General features: G+C 72.4%; 23 protein-coding genes. 10 read left to right on the plus strand and 13 right to left on the minus strand.

Annotated elements, in window-relative coordinates:
* Nucleotides 1-191 precede the first annotated feature (191 nt).
* Entirely contained in the window at nt 192-1,304 is a 1,113-nt protein-coding gene (locus ACIBK1_RS04255; RefSeq protein WP_081903485.1) for a L,D-transpeptidase, read from the minus strand.
* Between the two features lie 241 nt (nt 1,305-1,545).
* Here ACIBK1_RS04255 and ACIBK1_RS04260 point away from each other — a divergent pair, with 241 nt between their 5' ends.
* The 3 genes from ACIBK1_RS04260 (at nt 1,546) to ACIBK1_RS04270 (ending at nt 4,505) form a co-directional block, all read left to right on the plus strand.
* The gene (locus ACIBK1_RS04260) at nt 1,546-2,154 is read left to right on the plus strand and encodes a cupin domain-containing protein (RefSeq protein WP_396733138.1); all 609 of its coding nucleotides are present in this window, start codon (nt 1,546-1,548) and stop codon (nt 2,152-2,154) included.
* Nucleotides 2,155-2,391: 237 nt separating this feature from the next.
* Nucleotides 2,392-3,822 (plus strand): aldehyde dehydrogenase family protein, encoded by a 1,431-nt coding sequence (locus ACIBK1_RS04265; RefSeq protein WP_363526256.1) that lies wholly within the window; start codon nt 2,392-2,394, stop codon nt 3,820-3,822.
* 128 nt (nt 3,823-3,950) lie between these two features.
* Nucleotides 3,951-4,505 carry a hypothetical protein gene (locus ACIBK1_RS04270; RefSeq protein WP_030507674.1) on the plus strand — a complete coding sequence of 185 codons (555 nt, stop codon included), beginning with the start codon at nt 3,951-3,953 and terminating at the stop codon, nt 4,503-4,505.
* Between the two features lie 7 nt (nt 4,506-4,512).
* Here ACIBK1_RS04270 and ACIBK1_RS04275 read toward each other — a convergent pair whose 3' ends face one another.
* From ACIBK1_RS04275 to ACIBK1_RS04290, 4 genes are all read right to left on the minus strand, one after another.
* Nucleotides 4,513-8,913, minus strand: a complete 4,401-nt coding sequence (locus ACIBK1_RS04275; RefSeq protein WP_396732208.1) for a cation-translocating P-type ATPase — start codon at nt 8,911-8,913, stop codon at nt 4,513-4,515.
* Nucleotides 8,914-9,475: 562 nt separating this feature from the next.
* A complete protein-coding gene (locus tag ACIBK1_RS04280) occupies nt 9,476-9,835 on the minus strand; it encodes an STAS domain-containing protein (RefSeq protein ID WP_030507676.1) in 360 nt (119 codons plus the stop codon).
* A 200-nt stretch (nt 9,836-10,035) separates the two neighbouring features.
* Nucleotides 10,036-10,893, minus strand: a complete 858-nt coding sequence (locus ACIBK1_RS04285) for an SAM-dependent methyltransferase (protein ID WP_030507677.1) — start codon at nt 10,891-10,893, stop codon at nt 10,036-10,038.
* 184 nt (nt 10,894-11,077) lie between these two features.
* Nucleotides 11,078-11,581, minus strand: a complete 504-nt coding sequence (locus ACIBK1_RS04290; RefSeq protein WP_030507678.1) for a VOC family protein — start codon at nt 11,579-11,581, stop codon at nt 11,078-11,080.
* A gap of 165 nt (nt 11,582-11,746) precedes the next feature.
* On the opposite strand from ACIBK1_RS04290, the gene ACIBK1_RS04295 reads away from it, so the two are divergent.
* Nucleotides 11,747-11,983, plus strand: coding sequence for a hypothetical protein (locus ACIBK1_RS04295; RefSeq protein WP_231513856.1), 237 nt, complete (start codon nt 11,747-11,749; stop codon nt 11,981-11,983).
* Between the two features lie 184 nt (nt 11,984-12,167).
* Here the strand turns inward: ACIBK1_RS04295 and ACIBK1_RS04300 are convergent, their stop codons facing one another.
* The gene (locus tag ACIBK1_RS04300; protein ID WP_396732211.1) at nt 12,168-12,581 is read right to left on the minus strand and encodes a hypothetical protein; all 414 of its coding nucleotides are present in this window, start codon (nt 12,579-12,581) and stop codon (nt 12,168-12,170) included.
* A 350-nt stretch (nt 12,582-12,931) separates the two neighbouring features.
* A complete protein-coding gene (locus ACIBK1_RS04305; protein WP_396732214.1) occupies nt 12,932-14,215 on the minus strand; it encodes an ROK family protein in 1,284 nt (427 codons plus the stop codon).
* A 242-nt stretch (nt 14,216-14,457) separates the two neighbouring features.
* Between ACIBK1_RS04305 and xylA the strand changes: the two genes are divergently transcribed.
* The 3 genes from xylA (at nt 14,458) to ACIBK1_RS04320 (ending at nt 17,815) form a co-directional block, all read left to right on the plus strand.
* Nucleotides 14,458-15,603 carry a xylose isomerase gene (gene xylA, locus ACIBK1_RS04310; protein ID WP_030507682.1) on the plus strand — a complete coding sequence of 382 codons (1,146 nt, stop codon included), beginning with the start codon at nt 14,458-14,460 and terminating at the stop codon, nt 15,601-15,603.
* A gap of 28 nt (nt 15,604-15,631) precedes the next feature.
* Entirely contained in the window at nt 15,632-17,002 is a 1,371-nt protein-coding gene (xylB, locus tag ACIBK1_RS04315) for a xylulokinase (RefSeq protein WP_030507683.1), read from the plus strand.
* A 147-nt stretch (nt 17,003-17,149) separates the two neighbouring features.
* Nucleotides 17,150-17,815 (plus strand): DUF998 domain-containing protein, encoded by a 666-nt coding sequence (locus tag ACIBK1_RS04320; RefSeq protein WP_363422493.1) that lies wholly within the window; start codon nt 17,150-17,152, stop codon nt 17,813-17,815.
* Between the two features lie 173 nt (nt 17,816-17,988).
* On the opposite strand, the gene ACIBK1_RS04325 is transcribed toward ACIBK1_RS04320, so the two are convergent.
* Nucleotides 17,989-19,014, minus strand: a complete 1,026-nt coding sequence (locus tag ACIBK1_RS04325) for a PLP-dependent cysteine synthase family protein (RefSeq protein ID WP_396732219.1) — start codon at nt 19,012-19,014, stop codon at nt 17,989-17,991.
* A 128-nt stretch (nt 19,015-19,142) separates the two neighbouring features.
* Here ACIBK1_RS04325 and ACIBK1_RS04330 point away from each other — a divergent pair, with 128 nt between their 5' ends.
* Nucleotides 19,143-19,355, plus strand: coding sequence for a DUF4287 domain-containing protein (locus ACIBK1_RS04330; protein ID WP_030507686.1), 213 nt, complete (start codon nt 19,143-19,145; stop codon nt 19,353-19,355).
* A 112-nt stretch (nt 19,356-19,467) separates the two neighbouring features.
* Here ACIBK1_RS04330 and ACIBK1_RS04335 read toward each other — a convergent pair whose 3' ends face one another.
* Both ACIBK1_RS04335 and ACIBK1_RS04340 read right to left on the minus strand, forming a co-directional pair.
* Nucleotides 19,468-20,259 (minus strand): SDR family NAD(P)-dependent oxidoreductase, encoded by a 792-nt coding sequence (locus ACIBK1_RS04335; protein ID WP_396732223.1) that lies wholly within the window; start codon nt 20,257-20,259, stop codon nt 19,468-19,470.
* A gap of 61 nt (nt 20,260-20,320) precedes the next feature.
* Complete coding sequence (locus ACIBK1_RS04340) at nt 20,321-21,016, minus strand: type 1 glutamine amidotransferase domain-containing protein (protein WP_396732227.1); 696 nt, start codon at nt 21,014-21,016, stop codon at nt 20,321-20,323.
* 202 nt (nt 21,017-21,218) lie between these two features.
* Here ACIBK1_RS04340 and ACIBK1_RS04345 point away from each other — a divergent pair, with 202 nt between their 5' ends.
* Nucleotides 21,219-22,097 (plus strand): LysR family transcriptional regulator, encoded by an 879-nt coding sequence (locus ACIBK1_RS04345; RefSeq protein ID WP_396732230.1) that lies wholly within the window; start codon nt 21,219-21,221, stop codon nt 22,095-22,097.
* Nucleotides 22,098-22,153: 56 nt separating this feature from the next.
* On the opposite strand, the gene ACIBK1_RS04350 is transcribed toward ACIBK1_RS04345, so the two are convergent.
* Nucleotides 22,154-22,444 carry a helix-turn-helix domain-containing protein gene (locus ACIBK1_RS04350; RefSeq protein ID WP_036406260.1) on the minus strand — a complete coding sequence of 97 codons (291 nt, stop codon included), beginning with the start codon at nt 22,442-22,444 and terminating at the stop codon, nt 22,154-22,156.
* A gap of 200 nt (nt 22,445-22,644) precedes the next feature.
* Between ACIBK1_RS04350 and ACIBK1_RS04355 the strand changes: the two genes are divergently transcribed.
* The gene (locus ACIBK1_RS04355; RefSeq protein ID WP_396732234.1) at nt 22,645-23,748 is read left to right on the plus strand and encodes an alkene reductase; all 1,104 of its coding nucleotides are present in this window, start codon (nt 22,645-22,647) and stop codon (nt 23,746-23,748) included.
* Here the strand turns inward: ACIBK1_RS04355 and ACIBK1_RS04360 are convergent.
* Together ACIBK1_RS04360 and ACIBK1_RS04365 are read right to left on the minus strand one after the other, a co-directional pair.
* Nucleotides 23,720-24,295: a GTP-binding protein gene (locus tag ACIBK1_RS04360; protein WP_030507692.1), complete on the minus strand. Its 576-nt coding sequence runs from the start codon at nt 24,293-24,295 to the stop codon at nt 23,720-23,722. The two genes, ACIBK1_RS04355 and ACIBK1_RS04360, sit on opposite strands and share 29 nt — an antisense overlap.
* On the minus strand, nt 24,276-24,641 hold the full coding sequence (locus ACIBK1_RS04365) for a DUF742 domain-containing protein (protein WP_081903487.1): 366 nt from the start codon (nt 24,639-24,641) through the stop codon (nt 24,276-24,278). Before ACIBK1_RS04365 ends, ACIBK1_RS04360 begins: the two co-directional genes overlap by 20 nt.

Consider the following 24,641-nt stretch of genomic DNA (forward strand, 5'->3'; position numbering starts at 1 on the left):
GGCGCCGCCCGACACCGCAGCATTGCGTCCGAGGTCACGACACACTGACCGCAGATCTCAGCCGCCGGGCGGCACTGTGAAGCCCCGCGGAGCGGACGGCGAAGACGAGCCCCGCCTGGCACCGGAAAGCAGGCGGCGCCCCCGCCCGGGTCGTACGGACCAGGGCGGGAGCGCCGTGCGGAACGGTGGGCCTATCCCTGTAGGGCGTCCTGTCCCTGCAGACCGGCCTGGGCGGCGGACGGGGAGGCCGAGGGTGAGGCCGTCGCGGACGCCGACGCCGAGCCCGCGGGCAGCGCGCTGCCGCGCTTCCACTGGGTCCAGCTCAGCTGCCAGTAGCTCCAGCCGTTGCGCCAGTCGAGCTTGCGCTTGGTGCCGGTGACCTGGATGACGTCACCGCGCTGGCTGATGCCGTAGAACCACTTGGCTCCCGCGGGGGTGGCGCGCACGCAGCCGTGGCTCTGGTTCGACTTCCCCAGGAACTGGTAGTCGCCCGCGCTCTGGTGGACGTACTCGCCGCTGTCGGAGATCCGGACCGCCCAGGGGATCTCCAGCTTGTAGTAGAGCGGGTCCTTGGGGTCGGTGACGCCGAGCCAGGACGAGGTCATGGTCTCGACCCGCTTCTTGCCCATCGCGAGGTGCACGCCGGTGGTCGTGAGGTAGACGTCGACGCCGTTGCGGGGCAGGCCGCCGCGGCCCGCGCTGATGGGGATGGTCTTGGCGAGCTTTCCGTCGCGGCGCACCTTCATCACGTGCCTCTTGGTGTCGACCACCGAGATGTTGGCGGTGCCGACGGCGAAGCGGCGCGAGACGTCCTTGGCGGCCTCGTTGCCGGGAATCTGGCTCAGCCTGGCGGTGAGCAGGACCTTCTGGTGCGGCTTCCAGTAGGTCTTGGTGCGATAGACGACCTTGCGGTCGGAGACCCAGCGCCATGCGCCCTCGACGGGCTTTTGGGCCTGGACCTGCAGCACCGCTTCCGCGGCCGCCCTGTCGCGTACGGCGCGGTCGAAGGTGACGATGATCGGGAAACCGACGCCGACCCGCTCGACCTTCTCGCCCATGGGCGTGATGTCGGCGATGCCGAGCTTCGGCTTTCCTGTCTTGCGTGCCGTCTGGGACGCCGCGCGCGGGGCGAGTGCCGCCGTCTTGACGTCCCGGGCCTGAGTGGCCGGAGCCTGAGTGGCTGTGCCGGCCGCACCAGTGACTGATGCGGCGGGAGCGGTTGTGCCTCCCGCCGAGCAGGCCGTAGCGACGGCGATGGCGGCGACGGTCAATGTGACGTGGGCCGCCCGCCGGAGGGTATTCACGGTCTACTCCTCACACGGGGTGTTTCACAGCGAATTGCACTGACTTGGAACGTGCGAAACGGCTGTTTTGTGCGGCCGATTCTGTAACGATCAAGTAACGCCGGATGGGCGGCGGCGGTCGTTCACCGGCCGGCCCGGCCGTCGCGATCGCCCCCCGCGCCCGGCCTCGACGTGCGCCGGCGGCCCCGGCCGGCGCGGATCCGCCGCGCCGCCCTGCCGTACGATCGGCCGCGTGCTGCTGATGACGCTCGACGCCTACCCCGGCGGGCCCGGACTGTCCGCCCGCGACGACGAGGAGGCGCTGCGGATCGCCGCCGCGGCCTTCCCCGGCACGGATTCCGTCGTGGCGGTGGACGAGGACGGCCGCGGCGCGGCCCTCCGCTTCCTGCGCCGGGACGTCACCGGGGCGTTCGTGGCGATCCAGACGCGTCCCCCGGTCGCCGAGGCTCTCGGCCTGCTGCCGCATCCCGAGGGCGGGTGGTATCGCGAGACATGGCGGGCGGCGGCCTCCATCGAGCCTCCCGGGTACGGCGGCACGCGGGCGACGGCGACGGGCATCTACTTCCTGCTGGAGCCGGGCGAGGAGTCGGTCTGGCACGCCGTGCGGTCCGACGAGGTGTGGCTGTGGCACCGGGGAGGGCCGCTGACGCTCGTGCTCGGCGGCGCGGGCGAGCGGCCCGGCCGGGAGGACGTCGTCGTCCTGGGTCCTGACGTGGAGAACGGGCAGGTTCCGCAGGCGGTGGTGCCGGCGGGCACCTGGCAGGCGGCCCGCCCGGCGGGGGCCGAGGGCGTGCTGGTGAGCTGCGTCGTGTCACCCGGCTTCGACTTCGCCGACTTCACCGCGCTCTGAGCGGCCCGCGCTGTGCCGGTCCCTCGGCACCGGTCCCGCCGCGCCGAGGCGGGTGATGGCGCCGGTCGCGCCCCGCGCTCAGGCGCTGCTCCGCCGTCGCATACGGGAACTCTAGGAAGCCTGGTGATAACCGTACGAGCCAGGGGGTAAAGGCGAGCACGGGTAGAGGCGAGCACGGGTAGAGGCGAGCACGGGTAGAGCGTTCGCGGCCGGGTGATCGGCGGGAGGAGAACCGGGGTGCGGGACAAGGATCGCTGGGTGCTGACCGACGGCGCGTGGACGGCGAGCGCGAGCGAACGTGACCGCACGATCGCCGACCCGGCGACCGGAGAGCCGGTGGGCGGCTTCCCCGCCGGGTGCGCCGAGGACGTGGAGCGGGCGGTCGGCTCTGCCCGTCGCGCCCAGCCCGGCTGGGCCCGTACGGCTCCCGCCGAGCGGGCGGCGTGCCTGCACCGGATGGCCGGCCGGATCGAGGCCCGCGCGGACGAGCTGGCCGCGCTGGTGACCAGGGAGATGGGCAAGCCGATCGGTGACAGCCGTGGCGGCGTGGCGGCGGGGATCGGCACGCTCAGGCAGTACGCCGAGCTGGGGCCGCTGCACCGGGGCCGCAGCCTCCAGGGCGGCTGGGACGCCACCGACCTCATGGTCCACGAGCCGCGCGGGGTCGTCGCGGTGATCACGCCGTGGAACGACCCGGTGGCCATCGCCTGCGGCCTCGTCGGCGCGGCCGTGGTGACCGGCAACGCGGTCGTGCACAAGCCGTCGGAGCGTACGCCGCACACCGGGGCGCTGCTCGCTGAGCTGATGGCGGAGGAGCTGCCGCCGGGCGTGCTGACCATGGTGCCGGGCGACCGGCACCCGGGCGAGGTCCTGGCCGCGCACCCGGGGATCGACCTCGTCGCGCACGTCGGCTCCACCGCCGCGGGCCGGGCCATCGCCGCCGTGGCCGCGCGCTCCGGCGCCGCGACCCTGCTGGAGAACGGCGGCAAGGACCCGCTGATCGTGGACGCGGGCGTGGACGTGAAGTGGGCCGCGGGACAGGCGGCGACCGGCTGCTTCGCCAACGCCGGGCAGATCTGCACCTCGGCCGAGCGGGTCTACGTCCACCGCGACCTCGCCGAGGAGTTCCTCGCCGCACTCGTGCAGCGGGCCGAGGAGCTGCGCTTGGGGCCCGGCACGGACGAGGAGACGACGCTCGGGCCGCTCGTCGACCGGGCCCAGCGCGACGTCGTGGACCGGCACGTACGCGGCGCGATCGAGGCGGGGGCGCGGCTGCTGACCGGGGGATACGTGCCCGAAGGGCCGGGGGCGTTCTATCCGCCGACTGTCCTGGCCGACTGCATGGAGAACATGGACGTCATGCGCGAGGAGACGTTCGGGCCCGTCGCGGCGGTGCGCGTGGTGGAGTCGTTCGACGAGGCGCTCGAACTGGCCCGCGAGTCGCGGTACGGCCTGGCGGCCACCGTCCTCACCCCGTCGATGGCCAACGCCCAGCGGGCCTGGCGCGAGCTGCCGGTGGGCACGGTGAAGATCAACGCCGTCTTCGGCGGAGCGCCCGGCGGCGCGGCCCAGCCGCTCCGCGCCAGCGGGCACGGTTTCGGGTACGGCCCCGAGCTGCTCGACGAGATGACCCACACCAAGGTCGTCCATCTGAGCCCGCTCCCCTGAGTCGATCGCCCGGGTCCGCTGTCAAGAGATTCTGAGGTTTGACCCGACACTGAGCGCGGGGCGCGCGATCGGCGGTGACATGCTGCCTACGGTCTTCCTCGTACGATCCGTGACCTCGGGGGAGACTCATGATCATCTTCTCGGCCGCCGCCGCCCTCGCCGCAACCCTGATCGCCGGACCGGTCGCTTTCGCGGACCCGGCGCCGCCCGGGGGCGCTTCCACGGGTGGCGCGACCCCGATCGCGGCGCCGCTCGACACAGCGGTCCACAACCCCGGCTACGGCCCCTCCGGGCCTGACGGCATGGGGTACGCGCCCGCCGCCATGCCCGTCGCCGCCGGTCCCGCTCCGCTCGCCGCCGGTCCCGCTCCGCTGATGGGGCAGGCCGCCGAGCCGAAGCAGGCCGTCTATCACACGAAGGGCAAGGACGGTGTCCGGCACGACGTGTACGTCGTCCCGATCCCGGACGACCCCACCAAGCCGATCACGCTGCCCGACTTCGGCTTCAAGACGTTCAAGGTGACGGACAGGCCGCGCGCCCACGCCCCGCGCGCGCACAAGTCGAAGAGCCGCGCGGCGCGGCAGCACCGCGCCGTCCGCGCGCATGCCGGCCGCGCGCATGCCGTCCGTGCGGAGGGCAAGAAGCGCCGCCACGTTGGCAAGGGCCTGCACCGCCACCGCTGACGATCGATCAGGCCGGGACGGGCAGGTGGGCCGCGGCCCTCCGGCGCTCGGCCTCGGCGCGGGTCGTCGCCTCCCTGACCGGACGCTGCACGAGCATTCCCACCAGTGTGGCGGCGGCCGCGCTGCCCAGCCCGATGACCCAGCCCGCCGGGCCGAGCGGCCGGCATCCGAAGACGGCGCTGACTCCCGGCACGGTGACGATGAGCCACAGGACGGCCAGCGACGACAGCGACGCGAGCACGACGATCTTGTCCCGGCCGCCGCCCGCGAACGTCTGCAGGAGCTGCGCGGACACGAGCGCCACCAAGCCGATGGTGTTCGCGCGCCCGCGGGTGCCGGTCATGCGTCCCAGGATCCACGCGGCCGTCGCCGCCGCCGTCGTGACCGCCGCGCGCAGGTAGATGTCGCGGGTCAGCGACGCGCCCAGCGACGCCTCGGGCCCCTCGGCGAGCAGCTTGTCCGGATCCGTCGAGGCGGGCGGCCGTACGGCGACCGCCATGGCCGGCACCATGTCGGTGAGGAGGTTGACCAGCAGGAGCTGCCGGGCGTTGAGCGCGCTTCCGCCGGCCAGCAGGTTGGACCCCACGGTGAAGGCGATCTCGCCGATGTTGCCGCCGAGGAGGATGCTCAGCGCGTCGCGCACCGAGGTCCACATCGCCCTGCCCTCGACGATGGCGTCCACGATCGTCTCGATGCGGTCGTCGGTGACGACGAGGTCGGCGGCGGACCGCGCGGCGGGCGTCGCGCGGGACCCCAGGGCGATTCCGACGTCGGCCGTGCGGATGGCGGGCGCGTCGTTGGCGCCGTCTCCGGTGACGGCGACGACCTCACCGGCCCGCCGCAGGCACGTGACGATCCTGGCCTTGTGCGCGGGCGTGGTGCGGGCGAAGACCGCCACATCGGGCAGCACCTTGGTCAGCGTCTCGTCGTCGAGCTCGTCCAGCTCGGGGCCGGTCATGACGCGCTGGCCGTTCAGCGCGTTCAGTTCGACCGCGATGGCCTCGGCGGTGCTGGGATGGTCGCCGGTGACCATGACGATCCGCACTCCGGCCCGGATGAGGCGCCTGACGCTCTCCGCGGCCGTGGGCCTGACCGGGTCGGCCAGGCCGAGGAATCCGAGGAAGCACAGCTCCTCGATGCGCGACTCGTCGAGGTCGCTCCGGTCGGAGGCGGGCCGCTGCGCGACGGCGAGCACGCGGTAGCCCTGCCGGGCCAGCCGCTCCACCTCGCGCTCCAGCTCCGCGCGTACGGTCTCGTCGCAGGCGACCGGGCCGGTCTCGCGGTGCACCGTGGTGCAGTGGGTGAGCACGATCTCGGGGGCGCCCTTCACACTGAGCAGGTGCCCCTGCTCGGTGCGGCCGAGCACGGCGTGGTAGCCCCGGCCCGGCTCGAACGGCATCTCGTCCACACGCTCCCAGCTGTCGAACCCCTCGGCCGGCGTGACGTCCAGCCGATGGGCGCCGTCGAGCACCGCGCGGTCGGTCGGGTGGGCGATCACCCGTCCCCCGCCGGACTTGGGGCTGGCCCGGACGGCCGCGGCGAGGACGCGCCGCAGCCCGGCGTCCGCCTCCTCTACCGGATGGCCCGACCACCCGTCCGACAGGTGCCGCAGGCTGATGCGGCCCTGGGTCAGCGTGCCCGTCTTGTCGAAGCACAGCACGTTGACCCGGCCCAGGGCCTCGATGGTGGACGGGTTGCGCACCAGGGCGGCGCGCCTGGACAGCCGCCGTGCGGCGGCCAGCTCCGCCACGGTGGCGACGAACGGGAGCCCCTCGGGCACGGCGGCGACCGTCAGACTGACGGCGGGCGTCAGCGCCGCGGCCAGCGGTCGTCCACGCAGGAGGTCGGTGAGGAGCAGCACCACACCCGAGGCGATCGACAGCGGCAGGATGCGCCGGCTCAGCTCCCGCAGGCGCAGCTCGACGCCGGTCGGTGGGCTCGGCTCGCCCGCGAGCCTGGCGCTGCGTCCCGACTCGGTCATGTCGCCGGTCGCGACGACCACCGCCCGGCCGCTGCCCGCCGCGATCGAGGTTCCCTGGTAGACCATCGAGCTGCGGTCGGCGATGGCCGCCGCCACGGTCGGCGCGGCCGTCTTCGTGACGAGCTGGGACTCGCCGGTGAGCGTGGACTCGTCCACCTCCAGTCCCACGGCCTTGACGACGCGTGCGTCCGCGGGCACGGCGTCCCCCGCGCGCAGCTCGATGACGTCGCCGGGCGCGAGCTCGTCCTTCGTCGCCTCGACGACGCCGCCGGGGCGGCGCAGCCGTACGAGGACCTCGGTGGACTCGGTCAGGCGGTGCAGCGCCCGGTCGGCCTTGTATCGCTGCACGCCGCCGAGGAACGCGTTGATGACCATGACCCCGCTGATCAGCACGGCGTCGAGGGCCGAGCCGACGAGGGCCGAGATGCCCGCGCCGGTGGCCAGGGCGGGCGTGAGCGGGTTGGCCAGCTCCTCCATCGTGGCCCGGGCCAGCGACTGCGGCCCCTCCGCCTCCTCGGGCGCGGCCTCCGCACGGCGCTTGCCCGCCTCCTCCTCGGCGATGCCCTCCGAGGAGGAACGGAGCCGGGAGAGCACCTCACGCGCGGACATGGCGTGCCACGGGGTGGCGTCGGCGCGCAGCGGGGTGGGGACGCGGCCGGCGTTCTGCCCAGCCCATTCGCCCAGCGCGATGGCGCCCAGCGAGACGGCGGCGCCGGCGAGCTGCGCCCGGCGCAGGGAGGTGGCGGCCGGGCCAGCGATGGCCAGCAGGGTGCCGACGCACGCTCCGGCCGCGCCGAGCCGTACGGCGTTCGCGCTGTTGCCACGCGCCCGGGGCAGGCAGCGCAGGAACAGATGGACGCCGTGCAGCTCGCCGGCGAGCTCGCCGTCCCAAGGCACCATGCATCCGGGCTCGGCGGCCGTGGGATCGATCACCCCGACGCCGATGTCGGCCTGCGCGAGCGAGCGCCAGGCGCCCCTGGACACGACCACCACGCAGTGGCCCGCCGCCTGCAGGTCGTGCACGTGCCCGGCGAGCTCGGGGCCTCCCGGCACCGTGTGGCCGATCCCGAGGCGCTGCGCCAGGCCCTCGTCGCCGCCCGCGAGCAGGACCGTGCCGGCCGCCTTGGCCGCGCCGACGACCGGTACGGCCAGGGCGTCGATCTCCGGGGCGAGACCGGCGACGGCGACCCGGACACCGTCCCTGGACACCTCCACCGCGCGCAGCCCGCGTGACCGCCAGAGGGCGGCGTCCGACAGCAGGGGACCGGGGTCCGGCAGCGGGCGGACCGACCAGCCCTCCACGGTCCCGGTGCGGCCGGGGTCGGAGAAGTCGATGAGGGAGTAGAGCCGGGAGTACAACTCGCCGGTGTCCTCCTTCTCGCGCAGCGGCTCGACCCGGTCGATCGTCCACGAGCCGGTCGTCAGCGCGTCGGCGTGCAGGATGACGGTGTCGACGCGGTCCATCTTGCGCAGGCAGTCGGCGTCGAAGACGACCGTGTCGTGCCTGCCGAGTGCGCGGCTGATCGCGCCCGCGAACGCCTCCCGGCTGAGGTCGGCGGCCCTCGGGGTGGTGGAGACGAGGATGGACACGGCCCGTTCGCCCCGGGCGAGCACCCGTGTCACCGCGTACGCGGCGGCGCTGACCGGGGCGACCACGTCGGCGTAGCGCTCGATCGGCCCGTGCGGCAGAGGGACCGGCCGCGGCCGGGCCTCGGCCCTGATGTGGTGGTAGGCCCCCGGACACGTGGCCAGCCGCTCCTCCAGACCCTCCCATGCGTGCCGGCTGGCCCTGGTCTCGATGTAGCGGCCCACGTTCGCGACGGCCTGCACGAACAGCGCGGTGGGGCGGAGCGTGAGGGTCTGGGTGACGAGGTTGGCGGTGGTGAACAGGGCCTCGGTGGGGCGGCGTCCCAGCCGGCGGTCGAGCTGCTCGCGGATCGCCGGCGTGCCGTTGGCCAGTTGCAGCAACGCGGGCACGGCCACCGGGAGCTGAGGGGCCCGCATCGCCTTGCCCAGGAAGATGAGCCCGATCCCGGTGACGCCGGCCGTCAGCCGCACGGTCGCCAGCAGGTGCTCTTCCACGAGGCGGACGGGGCTTTCGTGGGCGTGCTCCTCCTGCTCGTCGAGCTCCGCGGTGACGGCCAGCAGCTTGTCCTGGTCGACCTGGTCGGGGGCGCAGGCGACGAAGACCGCGGCGATGCGGCCGTTGACCTCCGCCCGCTCGACGCCGGGGATGCTCTCCAGCCGCTCCTCCAGCAGGCCGGCCGCCGCCTCGGAGCCGGGCCGGCCTATCCCGCGCAGGTTGATGTGCAGCCCGCCGGGGCAGAGACGCAGCTCGCGCGGGCAGGGAAGCAGGTCTCGGAACGGCTCGGGCAGCACGCCGCGCAGCAGGGCCGCGGACGTCGTGAGCACCTGGTTCAGGAACATTCGGCTCTCCAGCAGGCAGAAGCCCGGACGCCGGGTCCGGGGTGGAGCGGGCGGCCGCACCGGCGGGTCAGCCGGTGGGGGCCAGGTCGCCTCGTCACCGCGGCGTGAGAGCGCGGCGGCTGTGCCACGTCGGCGGATGGCCGTCGACGTCGGTGGCGGGCTGCCGGAGTGCCCGGAAACACCTCATACCCCTCCTCATGCGAGTCGGGGGGAACTCACGAATGGATTACGCCTGAACCCATACGAAGGCTCAGGCGCTGGTCAGAACGGTCGTGCGACCGTCCTCGGATACCTTTCCTCCATCCGGAGCGCGAGAAACGCGGAAATGCGAGAAACGCGCGAGTGCGGGGGGGTAACTGCGAGAAACGCGCGAGTGTGAGGGTGACTGCGAGGAACCCGGGAGTGCTGGGGTGAATGCGAGAGACCCGGGAGTGCTGGGGTGAATGCAAGAAACCCGGCAGCGCGGGGGTGAGTGCAGAGACCCGGGAGTGCTGGGGTGAGTGCGAGAAACGCGCCGGTCCCACGGGTCGGCGCGGTGGGGGGTCCGCGCCGGGCCGCGTCGTCACCCGATGGTGAAGGCGGGCCAGTCGAGCAGGGTGAGCAGCTTGCGCAGGCCGGGCCTGACGTTGTGCAGCCGGATCGGCCGGCCCAGGGGGACGTCGGACAGCAGGGCCAGGGCGCGCAGGCCGTAGAGGTCGATGAACTGGAGCTCGGCGACGTCCACGGTTCCCGTGCCCGGCCTCGCCCACTTCTTGTGCAGGGCGTCGGCCATGGCGTCGCCGTTGGTGAGGTCGATCTGCCCGATCAGCCGTACGCCGCCTGTGTCGCCGTCGTCGGAGGAGCGTACGACCAGTTGCTTGTCGAGGTAGACCAGTGTTTTCTTGCTCAGGGCCGATTCGAACGACCCATTGGTGATCATCATGTCGGTGCCGCCTTCCTGTAGAGGGGCAGCCACCTCCGAGCATCACCGTCGCCGCTCACCGATGTCAACCCGACCACCGTCCGGGTGGCCGTACGGCCGATCGCCGCTCCGCCGTCGTATTGCCCGCTGCCTGCGGCGATGCGCGCCCGGTCGTACGGCTGTGCGGTGACGCAAGTCACGTTTATCGCAGCAAGAACGTTTCAGGGCTTGCGCGCGACGCCGCCGACGAACGTGTGGTAGGTGATGCCGGGTTCGAAGACCTCACCGGGGTTCGGCCGCCATTCGGGGAGCGGAACCAGGCCGGGCTCGATGAGCGGCAGGTCGCCGAAGAAGGTCATGATCTCGTCACGGGTGCGCCACCGGCCCGTGCCCAGGTGCTCGTTGAACAGCTTCTCGGCCGAGTCGGCCTGTGCCGACACCTCGGGCATCGCCGGCCCGGGATTGTGGAAGTGGGACAGCGCGAGGTAGCTACCGGAGGGCAGGGCCGCGCGGAGGCGGGCGGCGATGTCCTCGGGCTTCTCCTGGTCGTTGAGGTGGTGGAGGATCCCGAGCAGCAGCAGGGCCACGGGTTGCCCGAAGTCGATGAGCGCCGTGACGGCGGGGTCGGCGAGGATCGCCTCCGGGTCGCGGATGTCGGCCTCGACGACCGTGGTGCTGCCGTTCCTCGCCAGCAGCGCCCGGCCGTGCACCAGGACGATGGGGTCGTTGTCGACGTAGACGACCCGGGATTCCGGGGCGACCTGCTGCGCGACCTCGTGCACGTTGCCCTGCGTGGGCAGGCCCGAGCCGATGTCGAGGAACTGCCTGATGCCCGCCTCGGCCGCCAGGTGGCGGACCACGCGCTGCAGGAACGCCCGATTGGACTTGGCGGCGGCCGGGGCGTCGGGGGCGATCCGCAGGGCGGCCTCCGCCACGTGGCGGTCGACGGCGTAGTTGTCCTTGCCGCCCAGCATGACGTCGTAGACCCGCGAGACGCTCGGTTTGCTCGTGTCGATCCTGGCGGCTGCCCGGTCGTGTCCGGCCGGGCCGTCGCCCGCGTGCTGGTCGTTGTCGGCCATGATCCGTCCTGTCCCTCGCCGTACCGGTTCAGATCATGATCATGGTATGGGTTTCCGGCGGTCCAGAGAAGGATGTTTGCGCTAAATGGCGCGAACAGGTCGGTCAGCGGGCAAGACCGGCCGATCGGGTTCGGCCGGAACTCGTGGGCGGCCTCGGGGAAGAGGGCCGCCCACGAGTGCCGGATCAGACGCTTACGCCGATTCCGCCGCGCGTCTGCGCGCCGTACCGCTCGAGTTCCTTCGCGAGGTCGAGCGGCTTGATCTGGGCGCGTCCGTCGAGGACCTCCTCGGTGAGCAGGTCGGCGGGCACCAGCCAGGACACCTCGAACTCCAGCCCGTCCGGATCCTTCGCGTAGAGGGCCTTGGTGGTGGAGTGGTCGGATGCGCCGACCAGGGCGTTCATCTCCGTCAGCGTGGTCGCGATCCGCTGCAGCTCGGCGAGGGTGTCGACCTCCCAGGCGAGGTGGTAGAGGCCGACCGTCGCGCGCCCGGCGGACGACGGCCCCGCCTGCGCCCCGATCTGGAACAGTCCGAGGTCGTGGTCGTTCGAGGAGCCCTCGGCCTGCAGGAAGGCCGCCCCGGGGAATGCCTGGACGACGCGGAACCCGAGGGCCTCCTGGTAGAAGGCCACGCTGCGGGAGACGTCCCGCACGTACAGCACGGCGTGGTTGAGTCGCTGGACCGGCATGACGTCCTCCCGAAAACTTGAACTCTCAAGTAATTGTACCTCGGCGGGTTTCCCGGAAACTGTCGGTGGCAGGTCGTACCGTGACCACCGGGCAGCCGCCCACTGGCGCACCGCACGGCGTCGGAGGGCGCCGTCCGAGGCGCGGTCCGGGGAGCGGTGCCGGTGATGAGGCCGGCGGAGGGGGACGACATGATCGTGGACAGGGCGACGCGGGAGCACGAGGACAACCTGGTCCTGTTCCGGGCGGTGCACGAGGTCGCGGTCCGTCATGCCGGCGCGCCATATCACCAGGTGATCTCGGCGCTGGCCGCCGGACTGCCCGGCACACCCCGGCTGGCCGCCGACGAACTGCGGCGCATCGCCGAGGAGATCAGCCTCGGCCGCGACCCCTCGGGCCTGTGAGCCGCTGAGCGCCGCGTGCGTGACCGCCCCGGTCTCCCGGGGAGCACACACGCTGGAGGCCTCCCAGGAAGCGCGGTGGGCTCCCGGGCGGCACGCGCCTTTTGGAGAGCCCGGTGGCATCCGGCAAGCGCGGTGGCAGCGGAGCGGGTCCTGCCGGAATGGCGGGGCACGGACGGGGGAAGTGTCAGTGCCTCCGGCGGATCGGCTTGTTCTGTCCCACGACACAGGTGGTGGGCTGCGATCCGCAGAAGGCGGCCTGCAGGTCGAGCGAACGCGTCTGGGTCACCGGTAGCTGCGACTGCCCCCTTATGAAGGTGGGGGCGATGGCCCCGGTGAGGCTCTGGTTGGACAGGCCCGCGCCGGACCTGTTCTGGATGGCGCTCGCGCGCCCTCCTCTGATCACCTGACCTCCGCCTCCACCCGGCTCGTGGACGCGGAAGGCCGCGAGCTTCTCGCGTACGGGCGGCGGGGTGGCATGTGCCGTCGCGGGCCGTGCGGCGCAGATTCCCGCCGCCGGGATCACGAGCGCGGCCAGGGCCAGCCGCCGGGCCGTGAGGACCACGGCGTCGACGGAGGGCCGTGTCCAGTAGCGGGACATATCGCGATACGCCTTCCTGCTGGACGGCCGAGGGTGAACGTCGCCCGTCCCGTTCTGTGGATCGGCGGCCTCATACCCCGCCGGAGCAGGGCCGCGACCTGGGCTGGACAAGATCGGCACAGGTTCTTACGGGCCTTTGGCACCCGGCCGGGGCGCTCACGTGGTGCGGCAGAGGAAGGGGGCATGCCGGCCGCGGTGCGACGGCTGCACGTCAGCCGGCCCGTGCTGTCGCAGAAGCGGGCCGTTCGCGTCAGGTGTGTGCGGGCGTTCGCGTCAGGGGTGCAGGGGTGCAGGTGTGCAGGGGTGCTCGCGTCAGGTGTGCAGGGGTGCAGGGTTCAGGGGTGCTCGCGTCAGGTGTGCAGGAGTGCGGCGGGGTCGGCCATGACCTGCTCGATCACCTGCCCGGCCGCGCCGAGGGCGGCCGCCTCGGCGCCGAGGCGCGACACGACCACGGGCGGCACGGCGCCGCGCATCTGACCGAGGCGGTCCTTCAGCGTGTCGGCGACCATGTGGCCGATCCAGGGGAAGAGCGGCCCGTAGATGCCGCCGAGGACGATCGCGTCGGGATCCACGAGGTTGACCGCCGACGACAGAGCCACGCCGAGCGCCCAGGCCGCCCGCTCGCAGGCGGCGCGCACGTTCTCGTCACCCTCCCGGAGCCGGGACAGCACCCATGACACGCCCTGCTGCGCGGGCAGGAGCATCTCGGACGAAGACGACGATTCGTACACCTCCTTGTGCGGCATCCTGGCCGGTGCGCTCCCGGGCGCCGCAGCCGGGGGCGCGTCGGTGGCGGAACGAATCGAGGCGGCGGCCCGGGCGGCGGTCAGGAGGGCATCCTGGCCCGCGTACTGTTCGAGGCAGCCCCGCCCGCCGCAGCGGCACGGCGGGCCGTCGGGGGAGACGACGACGTGCCCGAGCTCCCCGGCGAAGCCGTGCGCACCACGGAAGAGCCGCCCGCGGACCACGAGGCCCGCCCCGATGCCGATCTCTCCCGACACGTGCAGGAAGTCCGGCAGCCCCGACCCGAACCACAGCTCGCCGAGCGCGGCCAGGTTGGCCTCGTTCTCCACACGTACGGGGAAGGAGAGCCGCAGGAGCGAGGCCAGCGGCACGTCGCGCCAGCCGAGGTTCGGCGCGTTGTGGACGACCCCGCTGGCCATGTCCACGGGGCCGGGCACGGCCAGCACGCCGCCGACCACTCGCAGGCCCTTCTCCACAGATTCGTCCACAACCGCGGAGGCCAAATCCGCAAGTTGCGCGATCACATCCACAGGGGGCGCGGCCCGGTTGTCCACAGCCTGTGTACGGCGCAGCCGTACCGTCCGGGCGAGGTCGACCACGCACACGGCGAGGTAGTCGACGTTGATCTCCAGCCCGAGGGCGGCGACGTGCTGCCCGCTGACCCGGATCTCGACCCCGGGCCTGCCGCGCTCGCCGTCCCGGACGGCGCCGGTCTCCACCACGAGCCCGCCCTCGATGAGGTCGCCGACGAGCTTGGACACGGTCGTCTTGGTCAGGCCGGTCATCTCGGCGAGGGCGGCCCGGGTCACCGATCCCCGGGCGCCGACCGCGCCGAGGACGAGCGCCAGGTTCCGGGCGCGCATCGCGTCATGCCGCAGGGCCTGCGTCATCGCATCCTCCACGCCACCTCGTACCGCCCGCAGCTCTCGCGCTCCTGCACGCGCGCGGTCCGCCTCACGCCGTTTCCGCCCGCGTCATCGCACCCTCCACGCGACTCCCGCCTCACGCCCGACGGGCTGTGTCATCACATCTTCCACTGCCGGTGGTTGAGAACACGGACACACCCCCTTGACCATGCGGCTCCTCACATCGGATATTTAGTCCACAACGTAGACTAAATCGGAGGCGAGACATGTACACCCCCACTCCCGAGGACCGTTTCACGTTCGGGCTGTGGACCGTCGGCTGGCAGGCGCGCGACCCGTTCGGCGACGCCACCCGGGCCCCGCTGGACCCGGTCGAGAGCGTGCACCGCCTGGCTGAGCTCGGCGCGTACGGTGTGACGTTCCACGACGACGACCTCCTCGCGGTGGAGCAGGACCGGACCAAGGCCATCGAGAGCTTCAAGAAGGCTCTCAGTGAGACCGGCATGAAGGTGCCGATGGCCACGACCAACCTGTTCACCCACCCGATCTTCAAGGACGGCGGGTTCACCAGCAACGACCGCGACGTCCGGCGGTACGCCCTTCGCAAGGTCATTCGCAACATCGACCTCGCCGCCGAGCTCGGGGCCACGACGTACGTGTGCTGGGGCGGCCGTGAGGGCGCCGAGTCCGACGCCGCCAAGGACGTGCGGGTCGCGCTCGACCGCTACAAGGAGGGCTTCGACCTCCTGTGCCAGTACGTGATCGACAAGGGTTACGACATCCGGTTCGCCGTCGAGCCCAAGCCGAACGAGCCGCGCGGCGACATCCTGCTGCCGACGATCGGCCACGCCCTGGCCTTCATCAACTCGCTCGAGCACCCCGAGATGGTGGGCCTCAACCCCGAGGTCGGCCACGAGCAGATGGCCGGGATGAACTTCGTCCACGGCATCGCCCAGGCGCTGTGGCACGGCAAGCTGTTCCACCTCGACCTCAACGGGCAGCACGGCCCGAAGTACGACCAGGACCTCGTCTTCGGCCACGGCGACGTGAAGAGCGCGTTCTTCCTCGTCGACCTGCTGGAGAACGGCGGCTACGACGGCCCGCGCCACTTCGACTACAAGCCGCTGCGCACCGAGGACAAGGAAGACGTCTGGGAGTCGGCGGCCGCGAACATGCGGACCTACCTCATCCTCAAGGAGAAGTCGAAGGCCTTCCGCGCCGACCCCGAGGTGCAGGAGGCGCTGGCCGCCAGCAAGCTCACCGAGCTGGCCCAGCCGACCCTCGCCGAGGGCGAGACCTACAACGACCTCCTCGCGGAGTCGATCGACGTCGACGAGGTGGCCGCCCGCGGCTTCCACTTCACCCGGCTCAACCAGCTCGCGCTGGAGCACCTCCTCGGCGTGCGCGGCTGACCGGTACGACGAGAGCGGAGGGACGACTGTGACGCTGGTCGCTGGGGTCGACTCGTCGACCCAGAGCTGCAAGGTCGTCATCCGGGACGCGGAGAGCGGGGCCCTCGTGCGCGAGGGCCGCGCCTCCCACCCCGACGGCACCGAGGTCCATCCCGAGCACTGGTGGACCGCGCTGCAGAGCGCGATCGAGCAGGCGGGAGGGCTGGCGGACGTCGCGGCGGTGAGCGTGGCGGCCCAGCAGCACGGGATGGTCTGCCTCGACGAGGACGGCGAGGTGGTCCGGCCGGCCCTGCTGTGGAACGACACCCGATCGGCCGGGGCGGCGGCCGACCTGGTCGCCGAGCTGGGCGGCCCGAAGGCGTGGGCCGAGGGCGTCGGCAGCGTCCCGGTGGCCTCCTTCACGGTGACCAAGCTCCGCTGGCTGGCCCGCAACGAGCCGGACAACGCCCGCCGTACGCGGTCGGTGTGCCTGCCGCACGACTGGCTCACCTGGCGGCTGGCCGGCCGGCCGGACACGATCACGACGGACCGGGGCGACGCCTCCGGCACCGGTTACTGGTCGCCCGCGACCGGTGAATACCGGACCGACCTGCTCGAACTCGCCATGGGCAGGGTGCCGGAGCTGCCCCGCGTGCTCGGTCCCGCGGAACAAGCGGGGACGGCCGAGCAGGGCGGCGCTCTGCTCGCGCCGGGCACGGGCGACAACATGGGGGCGGCGCTCGGCGTCGGCATGCGGCCCGGCGACGTGGTCGTGTCCATCGGCACCTCGGGTACGGCGTTCGCCGTCTCCGAGGCGCCGTCCGCCGACGCCTCCGGGGGTGTCGCCGGCTTCGCCGACGCCACCGGGCGCTACCTGCCGCTGGTCGCCACGCTGAACGCGGCACGGGTGCTGGACGCGGCGGCCCGGATGCTCCGGGTCACGCCCCAGGAGCTGAGCGATCTGGCCCTGCGGGCCCCCTCGGGCGCGGACGGCCTGGTGCTCGTGCCCTACCTGGAGGGGGAGCGCACCCCGAACCGTCCCGACGCCACGGGGTCGCTGCACGGGCTCAGGCTCGCCACGTCCACCCCCGAGCACCTGGCCAGGGCGGCGGTCGAGGGCATGCTCTGCGGCCTCGCCGACGCGCTGGACGCTCTCGGGGTCGAGCCGCAGCGGGTGCTGCTCATCGGCGGCGGTGCGCGGTCGGAGGCGGTGCGCCGCATCGCCCCGACGGTCTTCGGGCGTCCGGTGCTCGTCCCCACCCCCGGGGAGTACGTCGCGGACGGCGCGGCCAAGCAGGCCGCCTGGCTGCTGTCGGGGGAGCCGGAACCGCCGCTGTGGGACTCGGGCGCCACCGAGCGCTACGAGGCGGACCCCACGCCTGGCCTGCGCGAGCGCTACCACGAGGCCGCGCAGGAGTAGACGTCAGAGGTGGGGCCCCGGGTGCGTCCTCCAAGGGACGCACCCGAAATTCTGGGCCCCACCCTGAGACGACCCTGACCCCTTCTCGGGGGGATCTACGCGTTGTCCCGGATGTTAGAAACGGGCTGTACGCGGGATCCTCACCTTATGGTCAAGAGGCTCTATCCCCTGCTCGCCGGCGGCGGCATCCTGCTCGCGGTCGTCACCGTGGTGGCGGCGCAGGTGAGCGGGGATTCCTCCCTGGACCCCGTCTCCATGACGATCAGCCAGTACGCCGCCCACGACGAGGGCGGCGTCATCGAGACGGCCATGGCCGTCCTCGGCCTGGCCTCGCTCGCGCTGCTGGCCGGTATGCGCGCGCTCGACGCCCCGGTGCACGGCTGGCCCGCCCGCCTGATCGGCCTGTGGAGCGTCTCGCTCATCGGCGCGGCCGTGGTCCCGTCGGGCACCGTCTGGCAGGGGGACATCCACGGCGCCCTGTCGGTGGCGGCCTTCGTGAGCGTGCCCGCAGCCGCGATCCAGTTGGTGGGCCGCCTGGGACGGGACGAGCGGTGGAAGGCCGTCGCCCGCCCGCTGGAGTGGCTGACGCTCGCCTCCGGTCTCGGCCTGGCGGCCATCACGTACGTCGCCCTGCCCGGCCACGGCGTCATGATCGGCCTGGTGGAACGGCTGCTGCTGACCGCCGAGGTGGCCGTCCTCGGAGTGCTCGCCGTACGGCTCGCGCAGCTCACGTGGGGGCCGTCGCTCAGAGGGCGGATCGGCGGCCGGATCGGTGGCCGGCGCGCCGCGCGCGACTTCCTGGTCCACCGCTGAGCTGGGTTCACCGCTGAGCTGTGTCCACCACTGTTCACCGCTGAGCTGGGTTCACCGCCGGCCGGAAGGGCCGCATGCCGGATCGTGCGGGCGCGGGGGCGCCGCACGGCCCGGTGTGCGGCCCCTCTGCCGTCGGGCCGCCCGCTGAGGCCGACGGGCAGGCGCGGGGGGAGTCAGGGGTCGCCGAGCAGGTCGCGCAGGCGCTCGGCGTACGGCCGCCAGTCGAGACCCCTGGCCGCCGCCCAGGCGTCGTCGTGACAGGTCGCGAGGTGGCGCTCGCCCGCGTCGCCGATCACGCCGACCACCTCGCCGTGCTCGCCCCGGTCGCGCATCCGGGTGATCAGTTCGAGAGCGGCCCACAGGTTCGTCCCCGTGGCGGCGCCGACCGCGAGCCCGGTCACCTGCCGTACGTGCCGGGCGGCGGCCACGCTCGCGGCGTCGGGCACGGGGACGACCAGGTCGACGACCCCGGCGTCGAAAGCGGGCTCCATCCGCGGTCGGCCGACGCCCTCGATGCGGGTCGGCATGCCCGTGGCGTAGTCGGGGGCGCCGGTGGCCCAGCCGGGGAAGTAGGCGGAGTTCTCCGGATCGGCCACGGCCAGCCTTCCCTCCAGGCCGTCGGCCCGCAGACGGCGGCCGAGCGCGGCGGACGTCGCTCCAGTGCCCGCCCCGACCACGATCCAGCGCGGACACTCGCCGAGCTGCCCGAACAGCTCGTCGGCCAGGCTCGCGCCGCGCCAGTCGACCTCGGCGGCGGAGCGGTAGTGGTCGAGGTAGTGACCCCCGATCTCTGCGGACAGGCGGGCGGCCTCCTCGTACACCGCGAGCGGCGGGTCGACGTGCCTGCACGTCCCGCCGAGCCGCTCGACGCCCGCCCCGGAGGACTTCTTCGGCATCACCGCGATGTACGGCAGGCCGAGCAGCCGGGCGAAATAGGCCTCGGCGACGGCCATGGGACCGCCGGTGGCGTCGACCACGGTGGTCCCCTCGGTGATCCGCCCGTCGATGATCGCCTGGGCGAACAGGGCGCGGGCCAGCCGGTGCTTCAGTCCACCGGTGGGCTGCGCCGACTCGTCCTTCAGTCGCAGCCGCACGCCCCACGCCCCGGGCAGCGGAAACTCGCGAAGCGGCGTCGTGCCGGCGTCTTCGCGCTCCCGGTCCAAACGGGCGACGGCCTCGGCCGCCCATCCGTCGGGCATGGTTGTCCTCCTGCCATCGCCGTTCCCCGGGCGACCTCAGACCTCCGGGGGGTACGCCGTCCGTGCCGCTGTTTGGCACACTGTCGCTCGCGGCATTTGACCATGATTAAGGACGGACAGGACAACGTATGACCGAAGCCGTGAAGGGCCCCGCCAGCTACTTCCCCTCGATCGAGAAGAAGTACGGCCGGCCGATCGCCGAGTGGAAGGAGCTGATCCGCAGCTCCCCACTGACCAAGCACATGGAACTCGTCTCCTGGCTCAAGGCCGAGCATGGGCTGGGACACGGTCATGCGAACGCCCTCGTCGCGCATACCCTGTCCGAGGACGGCGCGAAGTAGCGGGAACGCGCCGGGTCGCTCGGCGCCGGGCGGCCGCCGCCATCGTGAGCGGCGGTCGTCGGAGGCGCCGGGGCGGTTCCCGGCCGCCGCAGGAGCGCGTCCAGCCGGGGTGTCAGACGTCCGCCACCATCTTCCGGGTCAGTTCGCGGAGGCGGCGGCGGTAGTCCGGGTCGTACGCCTCTTCGGAGGCCCGCGCCTCCTTCTCGCCGTCGAAGTAACGGCCGGTGATCTCGGCCAGTTCTGGCGCGTCCACCAGACGCCGGGTGGCGGCCACCCCTTTCTCCAGCGTGTCGACGACCTCCATGCCGGATCTCCTGGACATGGCCGTCGGCATGTACGTGGCAGGGTGGATGCTGTTCACCGTGACACCGCTCCCCTCGAGTTCTTCGGCCAGATCGCGGGTGTGGCAGATGAGTGCCAGCTTGGAGCGGCAGTAGGCGGCGACGTCGGTGTAGTCGCGTTCGAGCTGCGGATCGTCGAAGTCGATCGGCTGCTGGCCGATCGAGGCGACGTTGACGACCCGGGAGGGAGCGGCTCGGCGGAGCAGCCCAAGCAGTTCCCGGGTGAGCAGCACCGGCGCGAGATAGTTGACCGCCAGGCGCAGTTCATGCCCGTCGGCCGACAGCTGCCGGGATGTTCCTTCGACGTGGAACCCGATCCCGGCGTTGTTGACGAGCACGTCCAGCCGGTCGTGGGCCTCGGCGATCCGTGCGGCGAGACGCCGGACCTCGGCGAGGGAGGAGAAGTCGGCGGTGAACGTCTCGCCGCCGGTGGCCTCGGCCACTTCGGCGAGCCGCCGGGCGTCTCGTCCGTGCAGCAGCAGCCGGTGCCCACTGGCGGCGAGGTCTTCGGCGAGCGCGCGGCCGAGCCCGTCCGATGCGCCGGTGATGAGAATCAGTGCCATGTCTTCCACCTTTCTGGTAGTCGCGTTCCGTGCCGTGGCCGGACGAAGGGACGGGCGTTGGTCAGCCGAGGGTCTTGAGCAGTTCGGCGGCCAGCGCCGCGGACGAGGCGGGGTTCTGCCCGGTGTGGACGTTGCGGTCGACGACCACGTGCGGCGCCCAGGGCTCACCTGCGGAGAATCGCACGCCCAGGGCGACCAGGCGGTTCTCCAGGAGCCACTTCACCCGGTCGGCGAGCCCGGCCAGGCTCTCCTCCTCCTTGGTGAAGCCGGTGACCTGGTAGCCGGTGAACGGCGAGGTGCCGTCCGGGCGCCCGGTGGCCAGGAGGGCGGCCAGACCGTGGCAGACCAGGCCCACCGGCATGTCCGCGTCCATGGCGGCGGCCAGGACGCGAGCCGAGTCCGCGTCGGCCGCCAGATCCTCCATCGGGCCGTGCCCACCGGGGTAGAACACCGCGGCGTACCAGGCCGGATCGATGCCTTCCAGTGCGATCGGGCTCCGGAGCTCCGCGGCGGACCGGAGCGTGGCGGCGATCGCGTCCGCACCGTCCTGGCCGCCGTTGACCTCGGGGGCGAGGCTCGCCTGGTCGACCGTCGGCACGACACCGCCGGGCGTGGCGACGATCACCTCGTGCCCGGCCGCGGTGAACGCCAGGTATGGAGCCGCGAACTCCTCGGCCCAGAAGCCGGTCGGATGCTCGGTGCCGTCGGCCAGCGTCAGGTGGCGCGCACCGCTCATCACGAAAAGAATCTTCGCCATCACTCGTGCTCTTTTCCGCGGTCCTCGCAGAAGGCGAGGTGGGTGAGCTGACGGTGCTCTGCTGCCCGTCAGCGGGAACGAGCTGGATCGTAGGCCGCGCAGACATCAGCGAACCAATAGCATCGGCTCTATGAGCCATAGGCAGGCCGATACCTCAGTCGCTGTCGTGGGAGGCCGGGCAGCAGGTGGGCCCCTGGATCTGATGCTGCTGCGGACGTTCCTCGCCGTGTATCGCGCCGGTTCCTTCACCGCGGCGGGCGCGCTGCTGGGGCTGTCCCAGCCGACCGTGACGAGTCAGGTGCGCGCTCTGGAGGAACAGCTCGATCGCCAGTTGTTCGAACGGCTGCCGAGAGGAGTGGCCGCCACGCCGGTGGCCGACGAACTGGCCGCGCAGGTCGCGGGCCCGCTGGACCAACTGGCTGTGGTGGCCGGACGAGGCCGCTCCGGCGACGAGTCCTCCGAGCCGGTGCATCTCGGAGGTCCGGCCGAGGTGCTGAGCGCCCGGGTCCTGCCCGCCCTGGCACCGCTGGTCGACCAGGGCCTGCGGCTGCGAGTCACGGCCGGGCTGGCCGACGACCTGCTGGAGGGCCTGCGCGCGGGGCGTTTCGACCTGGTTCTCTCGGCGATCCGCCCACGGGGCCGCACCGTGGTAGCCGTACCGCTCATGGACGAGGAGTTCGTGCTGGTGGCCGCGCCTGTCTGGGCGGACCGGATCGGGCCTGTCGGCTGCGACGACCCCGGGCCCCTGCACGACGCCCCGCTGGTCGCCTATGCCGAGGATGTGCCCATCCTCCGCCGGTATTGGCGCCACGTTTTCCGTACGCGCCTGACCAGGTCGCCCGCGGTGGTCGTCCCCGATCTGCGCGGTGTGCTGTCGGCCGTCGTCGCCGGAGCCGGGATCACCGCGCTGCCTCGCTATCTGTGCGCCGGCGAACTCGGCGCCGGTGAACTCGTGGCGCTCCTCGACCCGGACGACCCGCCCATCAACACCGGCTTCCTCGCGCAGAGGGCGGGCGCGCCCGAACGCCGCCAGGTCACCCTCGTACGGGACCGGCTGGTGCAAGAGGCCCGCCACTGGTGAAAACCCGTGCTCGAGCGCGCGGCGGTCCGGGGCGCCGGTCGGTGCCCGACGTCGCTTCAGGCGGGACGGGCACGCAAGTGGGCGCGTTCGCCCTGCGGACCGAACAGGACGAGCAGTTCGACGGGGCGCGCGTCGGCCGACCCCAGCCAGTGGGGGACGCCGTAGGCGTGGGCCAGGAGGAGCAGTAGCTCCAGGTTCGGCCGGCGGCTTCCGCTCTCCGGGTGCGACAGCGTGCTTTCCGAGATGCCGGTGGTCCGCGACAGGTCGGCCAGCGTGACACCGCGCTGTTTGCGCAGGTCACGTAGCTTCGGCCCGACGGCGGCGAGGACGTCTTTCAGCTGATCCATGCCGATCGGCTTGCCGAAACGGCAAGAGAAATTGCGACGAGAGCAGGGGGCGGGTCACTCTCGACCTGCCCGCGGGCCGGCCAGGACGCCGCCCTCGGCCTCTGCACGCTCCCGTCTTCGTGCCTGGTCTTCGCGCCGAGGCGGTCCGGGAGCCGCTCCGGTCCCGCTGCGCGGCACCCATCCAGGAGGAGAGACCTTCGATGCCAGACCTGTTCGAGCCGGTGACTGTCGGCACGTGGACGCTGAACAACCGCATCGCCATGGCGCCCATGACCCGCAACCGGGCCGGGACAGCGGGCGTACCGCGGGACATCACCGCGACCTACTATCGGCAGCGGGCGACCGCGGGCCTGATCATCACCGAGGGCGTCCAGCCCAGCGCGGCCGGGCAGGGTTACCTGAACACGCCCGGCCTGCACACACCCCGGCAGATCGAGGGATGGCGCAGGGTCGCGGACGCCGTGCACGAGGAAGGCGGCCGCATCGTCGCCCAGATCATGCACACCGGGCGCATCGCCCACCCGGACAACAAGGACGGCCACGAAACCGTCGCTCCCAGCGCCGTCGCCGCGCCCGGCGAGATCTTCACCGCTCGCGGCCTCAAGCCGCATCCGGTGCCCCGCGCCCTGGAGACGGCGGAGGTGGCGTCCGTCATCGGCGAGTACGCGCATGCGGCGCGCTCGGCCGTCGAGGCCGGCCTGGACGGCGTCGAACTGCACTCCGCCAACGGCTACCTGCTCCACCAGTTCCTCGCACCCTCCACCAACCGGCGCACCGACGCGTACGGCGGCTCCGCCACGGCACGAGCCCGGTTCGTCATCGAGGTGGCCCATGCCGTGGCCGAGGCGATCGGCGGCGAGCGGGTGGGGATCCGCATCTCCCCGGCGGCCAACCTTCACGGCGCCGTCGAGGACGATCCGGCCGAGACGGCCGCGACGTACCGGGCACTGATCGACGGGATCGCGCCGCTGGGCCTGGCGTACCTGCACACCATCGGCGATCCGTCCAGCCCGCTGCTCGCAGACCTCCGCACGCGGTTCGGCGGCCCGCTCATCGTCAACGACGGCTGGGAGCCCGTGACGGACGAGAAAACCGCTCGCCGACGCGTGCGGAGTGGTCAGGCGGACCTCGTCGCCGTGGGCCGGGCCTTCATCGCCAATCCCGACCTGGTGTGGCGCTGGCAGAACCACGCCCCGGTCAACGAGGCCGACAGCGCCACGTTCTACGGCGGCGACACGCGGGGCTACACCGATTACCCCAGGGCCGGGCGGGGCGCTACCGCTGGGCGGCCGTCAGCATCTTGAGCGCGTGCTCCACGAGCGTGACGAGCACGACCTTGGCCGAGGCGCGGCGCCGTACGTCGCAGAGCAGGACGGGGACGTCGGGGTCGAGGTCGAGGGCGATCCGCACGTCCTCGGGCTCGTGCCGGTCGGCGCCGTCGAAGCAGTTGACCGCGACGATGAACGGCGTGCCGCGCTGCTCGAAGTAGTCGATCGACGGAAAGCAGTCGGTCAGCCTGCGTGTGTCGGCCAGTACGACGGCCCCGAGCGCGCCGTAGGACAGCTCGTCCCACATGAACCAGAAGCGCTCCTGTCCGGGGGTGCCGAACAGGTAGACCACGAGCCCTTCCCTGATCGTGATGCGGCCGAAGTCCATGGCCACCGTCGTGGTCGTCTTGCCTTCGACGCCGTCGATGTCGTCGACGTCGACGCCGCGATCGGACAGCACCTCCTCGGTGCGCAGGGGGCGAATCTCGCTGATCGCGCCGACCAGCGTGGTCTTGCCGACGCCGAAGCCGCCGGCCACCAATATCTTGAGGGCGACCGGCTCCTCAGAGGGCGCGAAGGCCATTGATCACTTCCTTGAGAATGCGCTCGCTTGGCAGCGGCGCCACCTTGCCCGGATCTCGTACGTCGACGAGTCCGAGGTCGTGCAGATCCCCGATCAGGACGCGGACCACGCCCAGCGGCAGGTCGATGTCGGACGCGATGTCCACCACCGACGCGCCTCTGCGCGCGATCTCGAGGATCCGCCGCTGCTCGGGGCCAATGCCGGGGACGTCCCTCGGTGAGCCCGTGCTGGTCACCATGGTGATCAGGTCGAGCTTGGCCCCGGAGTGCCGCGCCCGGCCCCCCGTCAGCGCGTAGGGCCGGACCAACGGCCCGGCCTCCTCGTCCATCCACTGGGGTCCCGTCAT

The organism is Microbispora rosea (genome assembly GCF_044460045.1).
Lineage (GTDB): Bacteria > Actinomycetota > Actinomycetes > Streptosporangiales > Streptosporangiaceae > Microbispora > Microbispora rosea.

Excerpts from the sequence above, each read along its gene's own strand:
- ACIBK1_RS04305 (WP_396732214.1), bottom strand. The coding sequence starts at position 14,215 with ATGACGCAGGCCCTGCGGCATGACGCGATGCGCGCCCGGAACCTGGCG.
- ACIBK1_RS04360 (WP_030507692.1), bottom strand. The coding sequence starts at position 24,295 with ATGGCCTTCGCGCCCTCTGAGGAGCCGGTCGCCCTCAAGATATTGGTG.
- ACIBK1_RS04345 (WP_396732230.1), top strand. The coding sequence starts at position 21,219 with ATGCTGCTGCGGACGTTCCTCGCCGTGTATCGCGCCGGTTCCTTCACC.
- ACIBK1_RS04285 (WP_030507677.1), bottom strand. The coding sequence starts at position 10,893 with ATGGCCGACAACGACCAGCACGCGGGCGACGGCCCGGCCGGACACGAC.
- ACIBK1_RS04275 (WP_396732208.1), bottom strand. The coding sequence starts at position 8,913 with ATGTTCCTGAACCAGGTGCTCACGACGTCCGCGGCCCTGCTGCGCGGC.
- xylA (WP_030507682.1), top strand. The coding sequence starts at position 14,458 with ATGTACACCCCCACTCCCGAGGACCGTTTCACGTTCGGGCTGTGGACC.
- ACIBK1_RS04290 (WP_030507678.1), bottom strand. The coding sequence starts at position 11,581 with ATGCCGGTCCAGCGACTCAACCACGCCGTGCTGTACGTGCGGGACGTC.
- ACIBK1_RS04320 (WP_363422493.1), top strand. The coding sequence starts at position 17,150 with ATGGTCAAGAGGCTCTATCCCCTGCTCGCCGGCGGCGGCATCCTGCTC.
- ACIBK1_RS04280 (WP_030507676.1), bottom strand. The coding sequence starts at position 9,835 with ATGATGATCACCAATGGGTCGTTCGAATCGGCCCTGAGCAAGAAAACA.
- ACIBK1_RS04365 (WP_081903487.1), bottom strand. The coding sequence starts at position 24,641 with ATGACGGGACCCCAGTGGATGGACGAGGAGGCCGGGCCGTTGGTCCGG.
- ACIBK1_RS04350 (WP_036406260.1), bottom strand. The coding sequence starts at position 22,444 with ATGGATCAGCTGAAAGACGTCCTCGCCGCCGTCGGGCCGAAGCTACGT.
- ACIBK1_RS04355 (WP_396732234.1), top strand. The coding sequence starts at position 22,645 with ATGCCAGACCTGTTCGAGCCGGTGACTGTCGGCACGTGGACGCTGAAC.
- ACIBK1_RS04300 (WP_396732211.1), bottom strand. The coding sequence starts at position 12,581 with ATGTCCCGCTACTGGACACGGCCCTCCGTCGACGCCGTGGTCCTCACG.
- ACIBK1_RS04295 (WP_231513856.1), top strand. The coding sequence starts at position 11,747 with ATGAGGCCGGCGGAGGGGGACGACATGATCGTGGACAGGGCGACGCGG.
- ACIBK1_RS04260 (WP_396733138.1), top strand. The coding sequence starts at position 1,546 with ATGACGCTCGACGCCTACCCCGGCGGGCCCGGACTGTCCGCCCGCGAC.
- ACIBK1_RS04325 (WP_396732219.1), bottom strand. The coding sequence starts at position 19,014 with ATGCCCGACGGATGGGCGGCCGAGGCCGTCGCCCGTTTGGACCGGGAG.
- ACIBK1_RS04270 (WP_030507674.1), top strand. The coding sequence starts at position 3,951 with ATGATCATCTTCTCGGCCGCCGCCGCCCTCGCCGCAACCCTGATCGCC.
- ACIBK1_RS04340 (WP_396732227.1), bottom strand. The coding sequence starts at position 21,016 with ATGGCGAAGATTCTTTTCGTGATGAGCGGTGCGCGCCACCTGACGCTG.
- ACIBK1_RS04330 (WP_030507686.1), top strand. The coding sequence starts at position 19,143 with ATGACCGAAGCCGTGAAGGGCCCCGCCAGCTACTTCCCCTCGATCGAG.
- ACIBK1_RS04335 (WP_396732223.1), bottom strand. The coding sequence starts at position 20,259 with ATGGCACTGATTCTCATCACCGGCGCATCGGACGGGCTCGGCCGCGCG.